Below are 19,665 nucleotides of genomic sequence, written 5' to 3'. Positions count from 1 at the left end.
AGGTCGTTAATAATTTTTGAAGCGAATAAACCAATTATGCAGGAACGGGTATGTTCCCGGTGCAAAAAGTTATTTACCTGTTGATTGTTTGGGAATTTTGGTCAGGCTAATACATTTGAACCACTTCTTTCTTAAGGTTGGCAATTATCTTTTCCGCTTCTTTCTGTTCTTCCCCGTCCAGTTCCTTCAATGCGCTTTCATACTTCCTGATTTGTTTTATATACGGGTAGATACGCTTGTACCTCTCGATATCCGGGCTAAAACTGTTTATTTTGGCGGCAAATTCCTCTGTTGTCAGGTCTCCTTTCTGAGCCTGCTCCTTATATCCTTTCACTTTGCGCCGTGTCTCCTGCATATCGTCCGCTATTTTAAAATACTTCGGGTTCAAACCGCTGCCTGCCGTCATTAAATCGCTTCCGGAGGTGTAGAATGTTTTTAACGGTGTTTCGCGTACTTTCAGTTTAAGTTCCCCGGTGTCCGTCCAGTCATAAGCCTTGTATGACATATCCAGCACCTGCATACCCGTTGCATACAGTCCCCCGAAATACCCGTGTATAAGGTGATTCACCTCATCGGGATTAAAGCTGACGATACCTTTCTCCACACCATCCCCGCCTGTGGCCTTGTCTAATGATTCTCCTAACTTTACTAAGAATGCAGGCGCATAGGGTTCTCCTTTCTTATTGGTTCTGATACGCAAATATCCGGGCTTGTTTTCATCCGCCCATTCATTGGTTATCCTGCCGCCCGTATAGTTCCTGTTCGCTTTCAACTGGAAGAACGGCTTTACCGCATCCGGCATCATATCCGCCCAGCTTCCCCGGATCGAACCTGCCGGATTGGCCGGGATCAGGTCGGAAAACGACAGGATGACATCAGGCAATGTTTCTGCTATATCTTTTCTTCCGAAAACTGCCTGGTAGATATTATCCCCCATTGCATGGAAGACACGCAGTTCATGGGGGAGGGGAATTTTTACAAATCCGCTGCCTGTATAGATACACAGGTTATTCTGCCTTTCCCAGTCGCTTAGCTTCATATAATCGTCCAGTCCGTCATCCCCTCCGGTCAGTGCAGTAAGCAGCGGCATTAAAAATCCCGACATGGCATAGGAAGATACAAGGATAGCTGTTTTACCCTTATTCTTCTGTGCTACCTTTGCAAAGTTCGATAAGGCCTGGATACCTGCATTCACAAACAGGTATAAACTCCTGAACCATGCCGCGCCATATCCGCCCGCGCCGTTCCGGTTAAAGTTTACCGTTACTTCCTTGGCGTCCGATATGGATTGCACGACAGGGCGTCCCTGTTCCCTGCTGGTAATATAGACGGACAGCCGGGAGAGGTTCTCTGCAAACTCATTGCATCCTTCCAGCGCATCGAGGAAAGTATGCAATACGCTTTTACTATCCCCTTTTTTTATTTCCCGCTCTATTTTCCTGCGGACTGCATCGAGTTCCACCAGATGTGAGAATCCCGTCTTACCCCCGTTCATAATATATTCGATAACATAGCGGTCTGCTTTTTCCGATAAGTCCGCTTTATTCCTGATATAGCGTTGCAATGCGCCTGCCGAACGGGGTATATTGCTCTGGAATTGCAGGGCATACTTAGCATCTTCCTTAACGCCAAGTATGGAAGATGCAAAAATATAGTCGCGTGAAAAATTTGTCGCTACGAATATAGGGTTGCGGGTTGTAAAGTTGGCTGCCATCTGTCTTGATACTTTTGCTATAAACCGCAAATCCTTATGTAAATCTTTTGCATTTATCCCATTAATGGCACGGGCTACCGCAGGATTGCCATTGATATACACGGCATATTCGGCCCCGTTCTGTGAAACATATACTACGTGCTGGCTGGCCTGTGTCTTTTTGATAAACAGTCCCCCTATATCCAGTTTCCCCCGGTTTTGTACAGCCAGCCCCTGCTCCTGTAATTTTTGCATCCGTTCCTCAAATTCCTCTATATTTATCCTGTACTGATCCGTATTTTCAGAGTAGGCGGGAGCCTGTATCTCATAGACAGGGACGCCGTCTTCATTCAGCCCGGTTTGCATATACCAGGCCTTATTTACTCCGAGCAGTCCTGTCTTGTCTTTTAACGCCAGCCGCAGTATTGTCTGGTTCAGGATATTCCTGTTGGCGGAGCTGACCGCGCTTTGAGCCATTGAGAAGATAAAGGCCAGGGGGCTTTCCGAGCGTGTCCTCCGTCCTTTAGCCCTGATAAGCGGGGCGACAAAGTATGTCCCCATATTGGGGCTGTAGTCCCACCTGTCCTCCGCCGTTTCGTCATCATGCCCGCGCAGGGGGATATAATAGTCATACCTGCCAGCCAGTTCGTCATAGGTCTTTTTGTCTATCAGCCCGCCCTCAAGCTGTTTGCCTATGGAGAACAGGGTGGCATTCTTAACGCTCTTCCAGAAATGATATATAAGTTCTTCCCCTGCCTTGTGCTCAAATTCAGCGATAAACCCTTCGGCATGTGTTCCCACTTCTGCCTCTACAGCCGTAATCCCGGAGAAATCATCCGGCAGGTTTATCTCAAAGCGTCCGAGTTGCTGCGGCGTGGCATCCGGATACCGTTCCGCATACCGCCTGACAGCATCCTCTTTCATCCATTTATTCCGTTCCAGCCCGTGTTTGAGTATGGCATAGTTCTCGATGGCGCGGTAATCGAAGCCTGCTTTTTCCAGTTCGCCGACAGCTTTATTCAATGGCTTCTGGAATTTTTCATTGTAATTCTCCAACCCTGCATCTATCTTGCCGTTTATATGGGTGGCCTGCTTGTAATAGTCGTTATATCCGGCAATATCGGTTCCATGCCTGCGGAGAACGTCCAGGAACTCTTTTACCGCCAGATGCCTGTCTTCCCATGCTTCGCGGATACGGAAGCGGAAATTCTTTAGCCTGCCGTCCAGTTGGCGGCGTGCCGCTGCTGTCATGGCAGAATTGGTTGCAATGGCAATGTCACTGACAGACTGGAAGCGGATATCGTTGTCAGCCGGATCAAAAGAGCCTGTATTATCCGTAGCTGATTTTATCATGCCGCCATTTGCAAACGGGACAATATAAATATCCGACAAATCATTCTCATTATAGTCTTTATTGTCATAGATATTCCTGATAATATAAGGGCGTTGCTCATAAACAACATTCCGTGCCATATCGTCAAGCCCGCCAAGCCCCTCACTGCCTGTCATCGGATTATACAGGGGAATAGCATAAGAGTTATATGATTTTTTACCTGCGTTAAATTCCGCCGGGTTATCATGTTCCCTTATATTTAAGAATACACCGTAATTAACAGCATATTTTTTATGGGGGTAATTCTTCACCGGGATATCCTCTTTTACAGGTGTATGGTATTTTTTTGCATAACCTTTTGCCGTTTCTTTATTACTTGTGAAAAATACCGGCTGGCCTTTAATATACGGGGTAGTCCACCCCCCGTTCTTTGTCCCGTGATACACCACCAAAGGCTCACCATTCTCATCAATTACTTTACTTGCATTCCCAGGATCATTCTCCCAATCCCCGAACCAGTTTTTAAAGTTGGCAGTACGTACCTGTAGCCATTGCCTTTCGTTCAGATTTGTTGGCTCACCATTGGGAGCTTTCATAAACGTACTGTTATTAACCGAAAGCTGCTTTATCTGCTCCATTTCGGATAATTCCTGTTTGCTGATAGCTTCCGTATTTTTACTATCGTTCATATAACCGACCGAATGGGGAACCGTATCAATAAAATATAAATTACCGTCTTTTCCCATCAATACATTAGCAGGACGGACATCGAACAATTCATATTTACCATTGCTCCACACTTCGTGGCCGTTGCTCCAATCCCTTACTCCGTCTTTTTTGAAGCCATGTTCAGTAAGGAAACCATCTATCTCCTCCTGTGTCGCGTTGCGTTCTATATTTTTTATATACGGCTGTTCGGTCACCAATGATGGAAAGCCGTTCTTATTGTCCATAAATCCTTTGATTGTATATACTATGTTCGGGAATAAGGCGTTATGAGCAGATAATCTGTCCACAAGAGCGGCCATGTTATTTTTATGACCTGTGCCCTTTACATAAGAGAGGTTATTTAGTTTGGTAAGGGTGTTACCGTCCGGATTAAGATATACATCATTCTCTGATGTACCTGTTTGTTTCTGGTCGTGTAGTAATATTTTATCGTTCAGGTAATCTTTGTCAAACCACACATTATTTTGCCTGGCCCGATCCTTTAATACTTTCCTGAATACTGTCTTATCGAAGTAAGGGTCTATTCCCCTTGCTTCCAGTTCTTCGAGTTCCTCAGCATCGTAAATTGTGCTGACGCTTCCTGCGGTGTTGACGGCGGCAATGACTTTTGATATTCCGCTCCGCTTTTCTGGTTCTGCCACCAACCCACTGATGGCACTGCGTCCCATTGTTCCTGGGTTATCCAGTCCGGTTTCTGCTCTTCTGCCATATCGTGTATTGTTGTTATTTTTACTTTCTCCAAAGTTATTATTTTTTCCTGGATTTGTCAATCTTTCCCCTCCGAATAAATCCTTAACAGCCCTGTCTGTAAAATCAGATAAGGACATATCCTCAACAGCCATATCCGTATTGAACCCGAATGCTTTTTTGATAACATTCCAAACATCTTTTAACCAAACTTTTAGCTTGTTGACTGTTAACTGTTCACTGTTGACTGTTTTTTCCCCCTTGTCGCCTATAGCCATTGCAAGGGCCTCATCGATCTTCCTTTCTTCCGGTAAGCCGGAGTATGCGGGATTGTTATATATACATTCCCGGTAATACGGGGATTGCCTGATAAGTTCCACCCCCTTTTTCCACAATTCAGGATTGTTTTCTTTTATGAAAGAGTTCCATAAATGCCCGAACTCATGTACAGGCGTATTGGCGTTTATCCGGGTAGCATCCAGATAAATGACGCCATCCGGGGTTACATAGCCGTAGACATTGCCCTGTGTGTCTTTTATCTCCGGATTGCTTCTTATATTTTCATCCAGAACTACCTCAACTGCCAGCCCTGTTTGATTAAGAGTATCTATCAGGCTATTGAACTTTTCAGCAGGAATACTTTCGAAATTACCGGATGATGCTTGTATCCTGGTATCACTTTCCGGAGTATCCTCAATATTCTTTTCAACTATGCCGTCAATGTCAATAGCCTCTACATCTTCTTTCGCCTCTGCTTCTTCTATTTGTTTCAGTTCGGCTTCCATTTGAGCGTTAAGATCCTTAACCTTTTCTTCAGTAGCCCTCAACTCTTTTTCTTTGGCAAATGGTTGTCCTATTTGTGGTTCGTAAGCATCTATATCGCGTTGAGCTTTATCGATACCCAGCTTATACTTCTGTATCCCTTTATCAATATCATAACCGCTCAATAAGTCGTTTATATCATCGATTACATTTTGGATATTTGCGCCCGCCCGGCCTTCAAATACAGGTAAAATATTTTTAGGATCGGACATTAACGGATTATGGAGTTTAACATCAGGAGTAGTATAGAATATCTCTTTTGTTATTCTTGTTTTCTTCGTATCAGTATCATAATTCCTTGTGATATTTACAACAAGATCGACTTTAATGCCGTTTATAGCAATCGAATTTCTTATAATAGCATCATTACGAAGAAAATCTTCCCTAAGTCCGGCAGCTTCCTTATCTATTCTTTTAGTGATATGCTGATTTAAGACGATATCTATATCTTCCGGCGTATTGGCTGATACTTTACCGATCGATATAGTTGTTATCTTTCCGTCAGGAACAAGCCTTTGAAGTTCTTTCCTGTATTCTTCGAATCGCTCTATTGCCTGTCCGTTACCAACGATGATACTTTTTGCTCTTCTTACGGCTCCAGCCATGTACACCTGGTTATCTTCGTGGTATTGCCTGGCGTTTTGTAGCTTCTTCAACTTATTTTGCTCTATCGATAATGCCAGTGCAGCCTGGCTACCGGATAAATTAGCCATCATCTGGTTAAAGTTGCTGCTGTCCGTACTCTCGATGTCTGCTTCTTCGAGCATACGCTGGGAAACATCCCCTTTCATTATCTGGTCGATAAACTTTTTCTTTATCTCCAGGCGTTGGTAGCCTGTAACGTCCAAAGTCTTTTGCACGCCGACACGGAGAATCTTAATAGTCTTATCCATATTCAGGTGTGTATTACCCTGACGCATAATTCTACCGTTGCGTTGCTGATAATCACTCGGACGAAGCGGAGCATCCATATGTACTGCCATGTGCAGGCGTTCCTGTATATTTACACCTACACCTAATTTTTCGGTAGTACCCAACACTACACGAACATCTCCTTTATTCACCGCAATAAACAGTTTTTCCCTTGCGTCGTCCTTATCGAAGTCATTGATGATAGCAACCTGTCCGGCAGGAATACCATTATCTACAAGTTTCTGTTTTATTTCCCGGAATACATTGAAAGCCTTATCGCTACTTTGGTAACTGTCACAGAATATAGCAACAGTGCCTTTGTAGCTTTGTGTATCTTTTAGGTCTTGCACAACTTCCGCAACTGTTCTGTTCAGTTTGCTGTCCGGATGATCCGGCAAATCAGGATCAACCAGACGCACATCAATCGCAGCACGTTTAGCAAGTCCGAACATAACAAGAGGAATATAGGAGTTCTCTTTTTTCTCGGCACCACTCATACGGTCAAACTCTTCAAGTTTATTCCTGATAGCTTTCATGACCGATTTTAGCGGTGGTGTTTGCTCCAGCATAATATCCGCAGGCTTACCGCCTTCTACCCGTGGAGTACCGACACCCTCTTTAAGAGTAGATACTTCCTCTGTCAATACAGTATGAGTCACTTGTCGCCAGGCTGCTATCAGTTCCGGAACATTCGAGTAGGAAGAGAAACGGTTTGTTATTCTGAATTTACCGTTTGAGCCGAACTCTGCACTTTCCTCTATGCTTCCGAAATTGTTTACGAAGGCATCGAAGTTATTCATTTGCAAACGTCCCATTTCTGTACGTGGGTACAGGTAACGCATAAACGTCCACATTTCAGCCATTGTGTTGGATATTGGAGTACCTGTCGCCAACACAACATTCTTTCCGTTACGATTCTCCAATATGTATGATGATTTAAGCCGTGTACTTTGAGCGCGTTTCGATTCTGCCGTATCGATGCCTTTCACACGTTGCAGGGAAGTAACGAAGCCTAGTTTCTTATAGGCGTGTGCTTCATCTATCAGCAGGGCATCAATACCCAACTGTTCAAAGGTCATTGTATTATCGGTACGTCTGTCAAGAGACTTCTCGGCTTTTGCTTCTGCATTGGAACGAACTTTCTCGATATCCTTTACAGAACGCTTGCGCTTCGATTTTGTTGGAGTATCAGACTCTTCCTCTATATCCGGGTTTAGCGTGTTGTCCCTGTCTCTCTCCAATCGTTCAATCTCTTTTTTCAAAGCTCCCATCATCCTGCCTGCATTGGCTGCACCGTCTTCTTTGGCCCTCTCCATTTCTGCAAGAAGGTCCATTTTCTCTGAAATCTTTTCGTCTATGTATTGAGCGACACGTTGCGGATTGTCGGGTATCGAATCCAAATAGGAATGATAGAGCACGACAATATCCCAATCGTTATAGGCTATTTTGGCGAAAAGCTGCTGGCGCTGTTTAGCTGTCAGGTCTTTTTCGGATGGCGCCAATACTTTCGCGTTCGGATATTGGTTTTTAATCTCTTTTACAAATTGCTTATAGGTCGAACGCTGGACAATAATAGCCGGCTTTTTGGCCAGTCCCAGCCTGCGCATCTCCATTGCAATGGTAATAAGGGTAAGCGTCTTACCTGTTCCTACTTCATGAGCCAGAAGCGTAGCACTTTCCAATCCACGGATAACACCTTCTTTCTGGTGCTGGCGGAGAATCTTAGCTGTTCCATTCAGTTTCTTGAAAAATACATCTGCGTCCCCTCTTAAATGAGTGGAATAAATACCCGTTTCAGGGTCTAATTTAAGTCCTAAACTTTTGGCTTCCCTTACAACCAGTTCATTGTCCGCTTCTGTATTTTCTTTGGCTACTCGGTATTGATGAAGTTCTTTTCCGTTCTCCAGTTCCTTGGAGCCTAACGATACTACTTTGCCGCCAACACCGGGGAAACGGTCAAACGAATCAACATCTACCGCTGAATTCACAACTGCATTGAACGTATTGTTATAAATATTCTCCAGCTCTTCATGATATTCTTTCTTTTGTTTTACCCATGCTTCAAAAGTTTCGGCTATCTCTGTCTGTTTGGCTGCCGCCTGTGTTGTTTTCAGGGGGTCAGTAACAGTCTTTCTTTTACCATCTTCCCATACCTGCATAGATATGGTAGTAGTGGCGTTGTTCATTGCATTTAGAGCCAATGTACTTCCTGATGCTTCAGGCATACCCATTTGTATATCCCTGGCATTGTTTTTACCGGATATTTTTCCTATATATTTGTCGGTAGACGTTTTCGTCAGTTTTGCATTTACATCGAATGTTTCTTTGAAGAAATCTTCATACACATTAGTCGGCACCCATGTACTACCCAGAGTCAGCTTGATAAGGTTGATAGGAATATCGGCAGGAATAACTTTCGACAATTCCTCAATATTGCTGTCATATTCATTATCCTGGTTTGCTTGTTGAGCGATAGAAAGTTTATCACGGACATTACCGGATAGATATTGATTGCGAGCTTCTATAAGTCCGGTCTCCGGATTAACAAAGCCGATACGCTTACTGACTATCTCCGATTGTACCTCTTCATTTGTCTTATGAAGTAGCCTGGCTATATATGGTATATCTACCTTTCCGTTCTGATTTATAGATACACGAACAGCATCTTCTACATTGTCTGCTTTCGGTTCAATCTGGTTGTCGATAACACGCTTACTGAATATATCACTCTTAGTGATTGTCTTTTCTCCGTCCTTCCCATCCTCTATGTTTTCAATAGCGGAAACAGAGGGAAAATCGATATCATCCTGTAGGAAGTTTATCTTCTTATTCTCATTCAGGGCGCCGTATTTCTTCACAAAGTTGTCATATACCTTATTCAGGTTCTTACGGTAAGTATCAATATTAGCATCATTGTTATGCTCTGCCTCCAGTAACAGGTCTATGCTTTCTTTTATATCCAGATAGTCTTTTAATATTTCTGTTTTCGGATAACCTGCAGCTTTATTACTGTTCCAATCTACCGGGATAGCTTCGTTATACTGTATGATATAGGCCTGTCCGTCTATGATTGTCAGGCCGCCCTCTTTAGTTCCGTTATTGGCTACTGCTTTAGATGTGTCACTGGCAGGAGTAGTATTATATATATTGCCTGGCAGTTCATCAATCATCCGGTTGATTACTTCCTGTTGATTGATAGCTTTGACAGGTGCAAGCCTTTGTTCGGTAGGACGGATGGCATTACCACCCTCGAAACCGAATTTCATTTCCCCGGCCATCCTCGTGGGATTATCAAGGAAATATTTGTTATACACCATCCGGGCTTTCTTCTCCACCTCTCCTGTGTTATACCCCCATTGATTTTTTTCCTGTATGGTATAGGTAGCTTCACGCTCCATAACGGAATCCTGCATATTCCTGGCATATGGGGATATGCCGTTTACATCACGCTTACGGACAATGATAATATCGGCGGTTGCTTCCGTTCCAGCATCATTTTTGAATGTATCCGTGTTCAGGCGGACAGCATCTATAAAGTCCGCATTACCGTTATTGATAACCCAGTTACGGAGAGCAGAACTCTTATCGAGTGTAGATGATGTTGTGATAAATACCCCTATACCGCCTGCTTTCAGCGTTCTGACGCTCTTCGCTATAAAGTAGTCGTGTATATCAAACCCGGTGGATATATCCTTATTGTTGCTGTCATACACTTTAAAGTTGCCGAAAGGAACATTCGAGATAACAAGATCCATACTGTTATTGGCAATACGTTGTTTCTCGAATCCGGATATATTGATATTGGCATCCGGGTAAAGCAGTTTCAATATACTGCCCGAAACAGTATCCAGCTCAACACCCCTCAATCGGGATACATTGGATATGCTTTCCGGCATCAGGGCAAAGAAATTACCGATACCTGCCGATGGTTCAAGGATATTACCACCTTTAAAACCCAGCTTTTCAATCATATCCCATACAGAAGCGGTTACTTCCGGTGGAGTATAAAAAGCCGTTGTAGTGGATGCACGAGCCGAGTCGTACTCTTCCACTGTGAGTAAATCTTGAAGTGCTTTGTAATTTTTATCGTTTTGTTGGAATACAGAGGACAAACCTCCCCAGCCTGTGTACCTTCTCAGTACATTCATTTGTTCGGGAGTGGCTTTCTTTCCTGTTTCAATCAGACGCTTTGCCAGCTTGATTGCAGCAATATTAGCGTTTATCTTCGCTGTGTTACCTCTCGGTACTACATTTTCTTCACGGGATTGTCTGTTATTGTTGGTATTTAAAGTTTGGCCAGCGTATCTTGTATCTCCTGTATCATCTCGTCCGATATATACATCTCTTGAGGTTCCTCCGGTATATAGCTTGGTTCCAGAAGAGTCTGCATTATTTCCTGAACTTCGTCCGGATCGCCCCCGTTGCTCAACGTTTTCTGTTTCCACTGCAGGGCGTTGTTCACTTTGCGCTCTACCATCTGTTTGAGTTCCTGTGGTTCCTCCCGGAACATCCGCATCAGCATGTCCGGCTGGTATTCTGCCATTTTCAGCAATACGGTTGTCGCTTCGGTTGTCGCTATTAGTTTCATTGACATTCGTATTTGGTGTATTACTTTCTTCTTCAAATATAGTTAAATTATCAACATCAAAAGAGTTTACAATTTGAAAACTATCCATTTCTTCCCGGATGGTTTCCATACCGGGCATTTGCCGGGCTCCTTCGTAGAATGCTTTCAGGTAGGGACGGATATTGTCGCCCAGGTCATCTATCATCCGGCCTGCAAAATCTGCAAACTTCCGTGCGCCCGCTTCTATATTATATACCGCCATTTCTGCGCCGATGGCAAATAACTCCGGGTCGATACCGGCATTCAGGTTGTTCAGCTTGTCGCGCATCCGCTTTTTAAGCTCTTCGTATCTTTCGGTGGATACGAGTTTGTTATTGGCCCCGAATGCAAGGGAGAATTTTTCCGCTTCGTCTCCGGCTGTTTCATCCTGTACAGATGAACTATCAGGGGTAAATATGCTGTCTCCAAGTTCAGCCCTCTTATCATTATAGTATTGTATCAATTCCCTGTCGCTGTCCTCCGGTGTTGCCAGCAGGGGCGTTCGGTCAAAAGACCATTCAATCGCCGTTTGTTCCCGGTCGGTATATTCCCTGCCTAAAGCATTTCGAAAGTCCCTGAAGCTGATTTCTGAAAAGGGATGCCTTTTAACAAACTGCACCCAGGCGGGTATGTCCCATAAATAAACAGGCTGATCCCTTTTTAACCGTATTTCGGCATCGGTTGCTTGTGTGTAATACCTGCGGTCATTCGGATTCGTTTTCTGTATGCCGCCTGACTTTATCTCCCGCAGGGTCGATAATCCCTTCTTTTCAGGCTCCATTATTTCGTATTGGACACCGGAATATATGTCTGTGATGATATCCCCCTTTTTCCGGCTGCTTATCGAATGCAGGATGATCTGGTTTTCTGCCTTTAACGGTTCCGGTTCTCCGGCAGGAGTAATATTGGTTTCTGATTCAGCCGGGCTTATCTCTTGTTTTGTATCCGCTTTATCCGGTTGTATATTTTCATTTTCCGTATTTACTTCCGGACTATCCTCCTGCCCTGAATCCTCTGTTGACGTATTATTTATCCTCTCATTGCTTACCGGAGTTTCTTCTCCGGTTAACTGTCCGGTAATTTGCTGCCTGAGAGGTTTGCTCTCCTGTATAGCTTTTCTGACCTCTTCCCAATACGACAGGCGGTTGTTCAGTTCTTCCAACTGCTGATTGGCGGCACGCTTACCGGCAATATCCTTGTTTATATCACCGGTAGGTTTGGGAGCCTTAGCCTTATCTATCTGCTTCCGGATATTGCCGATAGTAGCGTCCACAACGCCCGACAATTCGGCTGTATCATTATATACTTCGCTCAATGCCCCGATAGTTGCCTCAACGGGAGCCTGTTCGAATAACAGGTTGCCTTTCTCATCCTTCGGTATCTGCCCTGTTGGTGTTAAATTGTCTTGTTCTCCTGCCGGTATATCCTTATTTTGCTGCCCTGTTGCTTGCAGGTTGTCTGCACTTTCAGGGGTAGTTGCCTGCAAATTGTCAGATTCCTGTGTTAACTGTTTACTGTTAACCGTTGACTGACTTACCAGTCCTATAATATCGGCAACAGGCACACCGTTCCCGTCGATGTCCATCATACCCTGCGGACGCAGGCCGTAAGCATCGTTGACAGTGCCCTGTACCCTTTCGCCTTTGTCGTTCCTGTATTCGACCAGCGAGCCGTTTTCCACGCCCTGTATATTATCCTGATTGATTATCCGGCGCGGTTCTGCTTCCACCTGCTCTCCTGTAACCGGGCTTACGATGATATAGTTGCCGCTTTGGGTTATACCTGTTACCTCTCCTGTAAATGTAATACCATTACCCGCTACATCCGCCGTTACCGTTTCTCCGGGCAGGTATTCCCTTACTTCCTCATTCTCCTGTCGGGATATGATGTTTGCCGTTTCTATTTCTATTAATTGGGCGATAGCATCCTGCGCGGGGATATTTTCCCCGATGCTTTCAATAAAGTCAATAGATGTTACCTGTTTGTTCCCTTCCGCATCCACATAGAATATCTGCTTGTCCGATGCTTCACTGTCTATGCTCCCGTCCTCACGCTGTACGATGTTCCCGCCGGTAACCTGTACCGGATTCCCGTTGCCTGCGATAACAGCGGATACAACGGCATTCATCTGCGGGTTGATATTTTCATCTGCCAGCCAGGCCATTTGTTGTTCTGCCTGCTGTATATCTTCCTGTTTGGCCTTATTTATCCCCGAATAGGCGGAATAGGCAGTCACATATTCCACAATGGCCCTTTTCCCGTTATCATCCAGCCGCTCATCCCCGATCACGGAAAGAAGTTCCTGTTTGAGTTCCGCCTCACTGCTGTTATCCACCAGCTTATTGAAAGCAAGTGCAGCCTGCGGTGCATCTTCCCCGAAATACTTATTCAGGCTGTCAGCCGATCTGTCATATGTTTGCCGTATGGCGCGTTTAGCCTGTACGTCCCTTATCCTGCCTATTCCATACCCTGTAGCATTGATAGCAGAGAAGGGTATCTGCATGATAGCCACCGCCCCGAATGTCTCCAGGTTCTGACGCGGATCGAAGAAGCCTTCTATCGTTTGTTCACCCCTGACTATATTTGCCAGGTCTGCATACTTTTCCTCTGCATATTCTGTGATTGGGCCTTGTATTCCTGTCGCGCTGCTTAGTCTTTTGGCTGCATTCGTTTTTAAGAAAGCAGGTACGGGTATTCTGAATTTCTGGAACAGCTTATCGAGGACGACCTCGCCGAGTACCTCCGACTGGTTTTCGATAAATGCGGAAGTCATACCCTGTCCTTGTGACTTCCTGTTACCGAACATGATATTCCCCTGTCCGTCTTTGTTCACGGCCTGTCCCTGCATCTCCTGATAAGCCATTGCATAAGAAGATGGGGAGAACATTGTCTGCACGGCAGGGCGTACACTGAGGTCTATGGCTCCTTTTGCCAGGCTGCTAGCTGTTCCTCCGATACCACGTGACAGTAGCAGGTTTGCCCCTGTCTTTGCAGCTAATGCAGATGCGCCTCCTTTTACGGCGCTGGCTGCCGCGCCGCCGATGGGAGCGGTAAGGATAAAGTCCCGCATAAAAGGAAGGGACTGTTTTGTTGTCTGTCCTATATTATACCAGCTACCCGGATCGACGCCTGCATTAATCTGGTCGGCAATATATTTGGCCTGTATAATGATGGCTTCTTCTTCACTTAACGAACCGGGGGCCTTTTGGTATTTGTCGATAACCTGATTCAGGGCTTTATCATTATAAAAGCTCTCTGTCAATACGGCCAGTTCTTTCAGGTCTTCATTTGTCAGATGTAGCCCTTTCCTGAATCCGTCGCCTTCTTTGCTTGCAGATAACAACAGTTTGGTATTCTTTAGCAGGTTGGCGGCTTTACCGAGTATGGCATCATTCCGGTAATTGGTTCCTTTCAGGCTCCATGCGCTTATATTGTGCCGCCCGGCGTATGCTTCCTTATTTTTCTCCGATGCTTCCCTTATACTTTCAATCCGGTTAAGCAGAATGTCCGCATCACCCTCTAATTGCCCTATAAACTCCTTATGTGCCTGTGCATAGCGTTTACCTTCTTCACTATTGGCGATATAGTCTTTTATAAATGCGGTTTGTTCCGGGGTATTCTCTTTTACGGTAGTCGGATAAGAGCCGCCACCCGTAACAGAAGGGTTGTAATGTGTTAGCTCCCTCGATACCTTGTTCCTCTCCAGCCAGTCTTTAGCGGCAGGCGGCAGGTCTTTATCTGCTACCGTTAAATCAGGAGTACGGGTATTAGCCAGATAGTCATTGATAAGGGATTGCTTTACATTTTCGGACAGGCTGCTGTCGTTCTTCACCTGCTCTACCCAGTCTTTTTCCTGCCTGTACCTGTCGACGGACATATCGAAGTATGCTTCCGGGCTAACGGGCATATTTTGCATGGTATTACTAATGGTTTCTTTTAACGGCTTACCTTTAAATGCGGAAATTCCTGACAGATCCGGCTCTTTTAATTGGGAAATATTTGTGTTTACCGGAATATCGACATAACCTTCTGTTCCATCTTTGAACCTGGTCTTCATTTTTTGAGGTTGATTAGCCCCAAAACCGGAGTTAAAGCCATTTAAAGGTTGATTTGCCGGAGTTATAGCCGCAGAACGGCCTTGTCCGTCCTGAATATCCGACCCTCGTGGGGTTGATATGCCGTTTTGTACCCGCCTGTCCTCGAAATCGGACAATTCCTTACGTGTGGCTTCCCTCGAACCGGGATATTTAGACAGAAATTTTTGTTCCTTTCCTTCCGGAACCAGGCGTATGTTACCTTTGCTGTCTATATAAAATTTATCAGGCATAAACGTTTCCTTTTTAAAAATTAGCAATATTACCCACCGATGGGAACTCTTCGTCTTCTTCCTCTTCCTCCGGTATCCCTGCCTCTTCCGCCTCTTCCGCCTGTACGGGAAGACTTGACGGCGCTACAGGCTGTGTAGCAGGAGGAACATTGTTGCCAAACCCCGGAAGCCGGTTGTTTTGTTCCCATTGCCGGTATGTGTTACTTCCACCTGTCGACGGGACGGAATAATCAGGAGCGGCGGGAGTTGAAGCAAAGCTGTTGTTATACTGTTCCTGCAAGTAGGCGGCGGCTATATCCGTCCTTTCTTTTTCGGTAAATGACCTGGGGGCTTCACCCGGTAGTCCGGGCTTACGGTCATATTGCGGATATCTGGCTTTGAATGCCGGATCGGACAATGCTTCCCGCGTGTACCTGTCTATTTCGCCTTTGGACATTTCAAATACGCGCACATCCGCTCCCAGTTGGTTATCTCTGACGGCTTCCCTATCAGCCGGATTAGCCTCGATCACCATCCGGTAGCCGGTGTTCTTACCGCCACCGGATGAAGAAACCTTTTTCACGTATGCCGACGTCCTGTTTTTAGCATCGCCAACACGCGACCATCCCTGCGCTACCATCGCTTTACGGTAGCTGTCCAGGCTCTTCTGGTTATCTTCCCTTACTTTGCGGTCTTTATCTTTGTTTGCTTGCTCCTGCGCCAGTTTATCATAGGCAAGGCGTTGTTTGTCTTCGAACTGGGCCTGCGCCTGATCCAGCTTTTGTTTTGCTGCCAGGACGCCCTGAATACCCTTCTTTCCGGTATTGTAATCATCCAGCATCCGTTGGAAATCTTTCAGGCGGGCATTGAACAGGCCGTCATTATACCGTGCGGATTGCTGCATATAGCGGTTCTCCAGTTCTTTGGCCCTGCCTGTTGCTTGCGACAGGGCGGATTGGCTGTAATCACGTTTTTCCACATGTGCGCCTTTGCCATAGCTGTACATCTGGGACAGTAAGCCTATACCGTCGGCAATGGAAGCTATCAGTTGTGCGTTCCTGACTTTCTTTTCATCCGGTGCAACAGGTTTGGGTATGGCAGATTCATAGTAACGCTGCAATATATTTTCCCCTGCATCCGGATCGAAAGGGGCCGTAAACCTGATTAACGCTTCGGGAGTAAAGTATTTAAGCAGGTGTTCATACTCGCCGTCATTCAGTCCCTGCGGCTTATTTGGGTATTTTACTGCCTGCCGGGTTGCTGTTCCTGCTGCCGGGTTGCTACCGTTTGCTAACAGATTGCTTTGTCTAGCTGCCGTTACACCCTCATATTGCTGTCCTGTTGCTGGCAAATTGTCCCCGTTTTGCCCGGTAGTTGCTTGCAGATTATCAAAACCCTCTGTTAACTGATGACTGTTTACTGCTAACTGTTTACTGTTAACTGCCAACTCCTGCTCATCCACAGGAAGAAAGGTGTTTACACCCTTCTTTTTGTCCTTAACCAGTATATCGTCCAAGATCATATTTTTTTAAATGAAAAGTGATAAGTGAAAAACGAAGAACATTCTTAAACGAAGAACTAAAAATGAAAAATGAAGTTGAAAGTAGTAAGCACTTATAAACCATAACTTTTCACTTATCACTTTTAGTTTTTCACTTTATTGAATTACTTCCCCCACATGCTTAGCAGGCTTCCCGCCGAATTACCCAGCATATTCAGCCCGTTGCTTTGCAGGTTCTCTCCCGATTGAGCCTTGCCCTGCATGATATTCATGCGCTGGTTGGCTATGCTTTCCCTGCGCGATAAATAACGGTCTGTAACACGGTCTTTCCACTGCCGGCCCATTGCCCCGATATTCGCATAAGTATCGGAGATAGCCTTATTGGCCTGTTCTTTGGCTACTGCCTGCTGTTCCGGCGTGGCTCCCGTGACAACCGCCGTATTGGCTATCGTCTTATTCTGCCTGCCCAGGTTGTCCCTCAACTGCTTCATCAGGTTCTGTACATCCGTCCGCTGTGTATAGTCCGATAAAGCATTGGCGTTATAAAATGATTTATTTTCCGTATCCTGCCTGTTCAGGTAGTCCTCCATCAGCTTGCGCTGTCCGGCTGCCTTATTACCCCCGATCAGGGAAGCACCCAGACCTACCACACCGCCTATTACAGCTCCCCAGGGCCCGAAGGCCGCCCCCGCTGCCGCTCCTTTTCCTGCGCCACTGGCTGCGCTGCCCATATCTACTGCCATATAGCCTGTTGTTTATAAGATAAATAGATTATAAAAGCCCATACGGGACTGTTAAGCCGCAAATAAAGGGATTGATACGGTCTTTGGCTGTTCCCTGTGCAAAAAGATGTGTAGATGTAAATAAGTATCCGCTACGGTGGTATGGAAGCCGATAGCGGCGGGTTATTTTTGTAAATCCTGTATTTAACAAAAATGATATGGCCGGAGTAAAAGGAAAAAGCGGTTTGAAGAAAGGTACTACCAACAATCCCAACGGGCGTCCCAGGGGGAGTGCCAACCTGCTGGGCAGGGAATTAAGGGATACACTGATCGGCAGGCTCACAAAGGAGGATATTATCAATAAGATCATGGATGATATACTGGCCCTTCAGGACCCTGCCGACAGGCTGAACCACCTGAAGAACCTCTATCCCTATATCTTCCCGCGTCCATTGGCCGACGAAGAGAAAAGCGCACTGAATACACAGTCGGTGCTCTTCAAACGCTTATCGCAGCCGGATGAAGAATAAGCCTGTGCCTAAAAAGGCAGGTCTGCGGCTTCCGTGGTATCCGCGATAAATTCCTGTTCCAGTTCCTCTGCGGATTTTGTAAAGCCGATGGATGACTGGCTACCCTGACAATAGCTCTCCAGGTAATCCGTATCATCCTCCTTTCCCTTTTTACCGTTGACAAACGGGACATACCTGCCGTTGGCATAGTCGTAGCTAAAGTAAGCCGCCCCGCATTTACCCAAATGTTTGAACTTGACCTTGTGCACATCCACGCGGACATGGTCTTCCCTGTAATCCCTGTAGACCGTAAACCCGAAGTCGGCCTTGTTGTAGAAGTTCGCCGACCCGTTCACGTCGTAGAGGTTGGGGGCTGTAGGTACGCCGCCTTTCATTTCCATCTTACGGGGATGGGCTACCAGGAATACCAGCACGTCTTTCTGGCGGGCGAATGTTACCAGCTTGCTGAGTAAGGCGGAGATATAGTTCGTTTCATTTGTTCCGTGAGGCATCTGGTGCTCTATCGCATTGTAGGGGTCGATGACAAGCACCCGGATGCCTTTCTTTTTGACCAGGAAGGAAGCCTTTTCCAGTATATTGCCGATACCGAAGTCCTCTTCCGGGTAAATGAATGAGAAGTTATCCCCGATATGGGCGCAGGCCCTTTCATATGCGCCGGGGCGCAGGGATTCCCTGTCGAAGCGTTTGCCTGTGAACTTGGATACCAGCTTTGCCGCCAGGTAGGGCAGCGGATGGTTCTCCGGGGAGAAGTAAGCGAATTTCAGGCCGTAGTTCAGGTTCAGCCGGACGGCTATTTCATCGACAAATTCACTCTTCCCGTGTGACGGTATCCCGGTAACGACGCACAGGCGTCCTGTTTCAAAGCTCAGCAGCCTGTCGAAGTCGCTGTGTCCCGTTGTCATTCCCGGATGCAGCCCCTCCCTGAAAAGCAGGTCGGCCTGCTGCCTGATATCCGGCAGGGTGAATATGCCCTCGATGCGTATCTCCTCCGCATTGGCGACAGCTATACGGAGCGATTCCGGGCCATACTTCACCAGGTGCTCGTTCGCATCCTTGCATCCCGGCCCGTAGGTGACAACCTTACAGCGTTCAGGCCCGAAGCGGCGGATCAGTTCGTTACGCAGGATAATGCCTTTCCTGTCGGTATCCACGGCAATGTAGACCGTTTGTTTGTCGTCGAAATACTCCTCGATGTAGTTATCCAGGTAAGCCGTGCCGTTCGCGCCGTTGGGAACAGAGACAACCGATTCGAACCCGCATTCGCCGAATGACATGCAATCCAGTTCCCCCTCCGTGATGATCACTTCTTCCTTTCCAACCGTAGAGTCCAGGTTATAGAGGATCAGCTCGCACCCTGCTTCGATGGCCCAGGCTTTATCCCCTGTCCTGTATTTTACGTTTACCACTTCCCCGTTCAGGAAGTAGGGGAATTGCAGGGTATTGCATTTCCTGTCTTTGGCCGGGATGTAATGCAGGCCCTCCGACAGCCGGAACTTCTTTAAGGTAGCCTGCGACAGCTTCCGTTCGTCTTCAAGGTAACGCGCCAGCTTGTCCGACAGCTTTGTATTGTTCTGCCATGCAGGCTTGCGGTAAGTCTTTTTCTCCATTTCCCTGTGGTTGTAATAATCTTTTTTCTGGTTGATGCTGCCGGAGAAGCCGCAGTAATGGCACTTGTACAATCCTTCGTCCAGGTTGACAGAAAGGGACTTGTCCAGCTTATGACGCCTCGATCCTTCCCGGCATTTCGGGCAAAGCGTTTTGACCTTGCCGGATGTCCTGCCGAAAGGTATTTCTATCCCTGTATCGCTCCATGTTCCCATAGCA

At 46.2% G+C, this 19,665-nt stretch carries 5 protein-coding genes; 1 reads left to right on the top strand and 4 read right to left on the bottom strand.

Features of this window, described 5'->3' with window-relative positions:
- Positions 1 to 106 precede the first annotated feature (106 nt).
- The 3 genes from ACYQ3L_RS25565 to ACYQ3L_RS25555 form a co-directional block, all read right to left on the bottom strand.
- Positions 107 to 15,109, bottom strand: coding sequence for an LPD38 domain-containing protein (locus ACYQ3L_RS25565; RefSeq protein WP_459952514.1), 15,003 nt, complete (start codon positions 15,107 to 15,109; stop codon positions 107 to 109).
- 13 nt (positions 15,110 to 15,122) lie between these two features.
- Positions 15,123 to 16,610, bottom strand: a complete 1,488-nt coding sequence (locus ACYQ3L_RS25560; RefSeq protein ID WP_380002109.1) for a hypothetical protein — start codon at positions 16,608 to 16,610, stop codon at positions 15,123 to 15,125.
- Positions 16,611 to 16,753: 143 nt separating this feature from the next.
- Complete coding sequence (locus ACYQ3L_RS25555; RefSeq protein ID WP_380002111.1) at positions 16,754 to 17,332, bottom strand: hypothetical protein; 579 nt, start codon at positions 17,330 to 17,332, stop codon at positions 16,754 to 16,756.
- Positions 17,333 to 17,529: 197 nt separating this feature from the next.
- Here ACYQ3L_RS25555 and ACYQ3L_RS25550 point away from each other — a divergent pair, with 197 nt between their 5' ends.
- Complete coding sequence (locus tag ACYQ3L_RS25550; protein ID WP_380002113.1) at positions 17,530 to 17,841, top strand: hypothetical protein; 312 nt, start codon at positions 17,530 to 17,532, stop codon at positions 17,839 to 17,841.
- 8 nt (positions 17,842 to 17,849) lie between these two features.
- On the opposite strand, the gene ACYQ3L_RS25545 is transcribed toward ACYQ3L_RS25550, so the two are convergent.
- Positions 17,850 to 19,661 (bottom strand): bifunctional DNA primase/helicase, encoded by a 1,812-nt coding sequence (locus ACYQ3L_RS25545; protein ID WP_380002115.1) that lies wholly within the window; start codon positions 19,659 to 19,661, stop codon positions 17,850 to 17,852.
- Between the last annotated feature and the right edge of the window lie 4 nt (positions 19,662 to 19,665).

The organism is Dysgonomonas termitidis (assembly GCF_054657735.1).
This window is presented reverse-complemented; position numbering and strand designations above follow the sequence as displayed.

Coding starts and splice junctions, on each gene's coding strand:
- ACYQ3L_RS25555 (WP_380002111.1), bottom strand. CDS start 17,332: ATGGCAGTAGATATGGGCAGCGCAGCCAGTGGCGCAGGAAAAGGAGCG.
- ACYQ3L_RS25560 (WP_380002109.1), bottom strand. CDS start 16,610: ATGATCTTGGACGATATACTGGTTAAGGACAAAAAGAAGGGTGTAAAC.
- ACYQ3L_RS25545 (WP_380002115.1), bottom strand. CDS start 19,661: ATGGGAACATGGAGCGATACAGGGATAGAAATACCTTTCGGCAGGACA.
- ACYQ3L_RS25550 (WP_380002113.1), top strand. CDS start 17,530: ATGGCCGGAGTAAAAGGAAAAAGCGGTTTGAAGAAAGGTACTACCAAC.
- ACYQ3L_RS25565 (WP_459952514.1), bottom strand. CDS start 15,109: ATGCCTGATAAATTTTATATAGACAGCAAAGGTAACATACGCCTGGTT.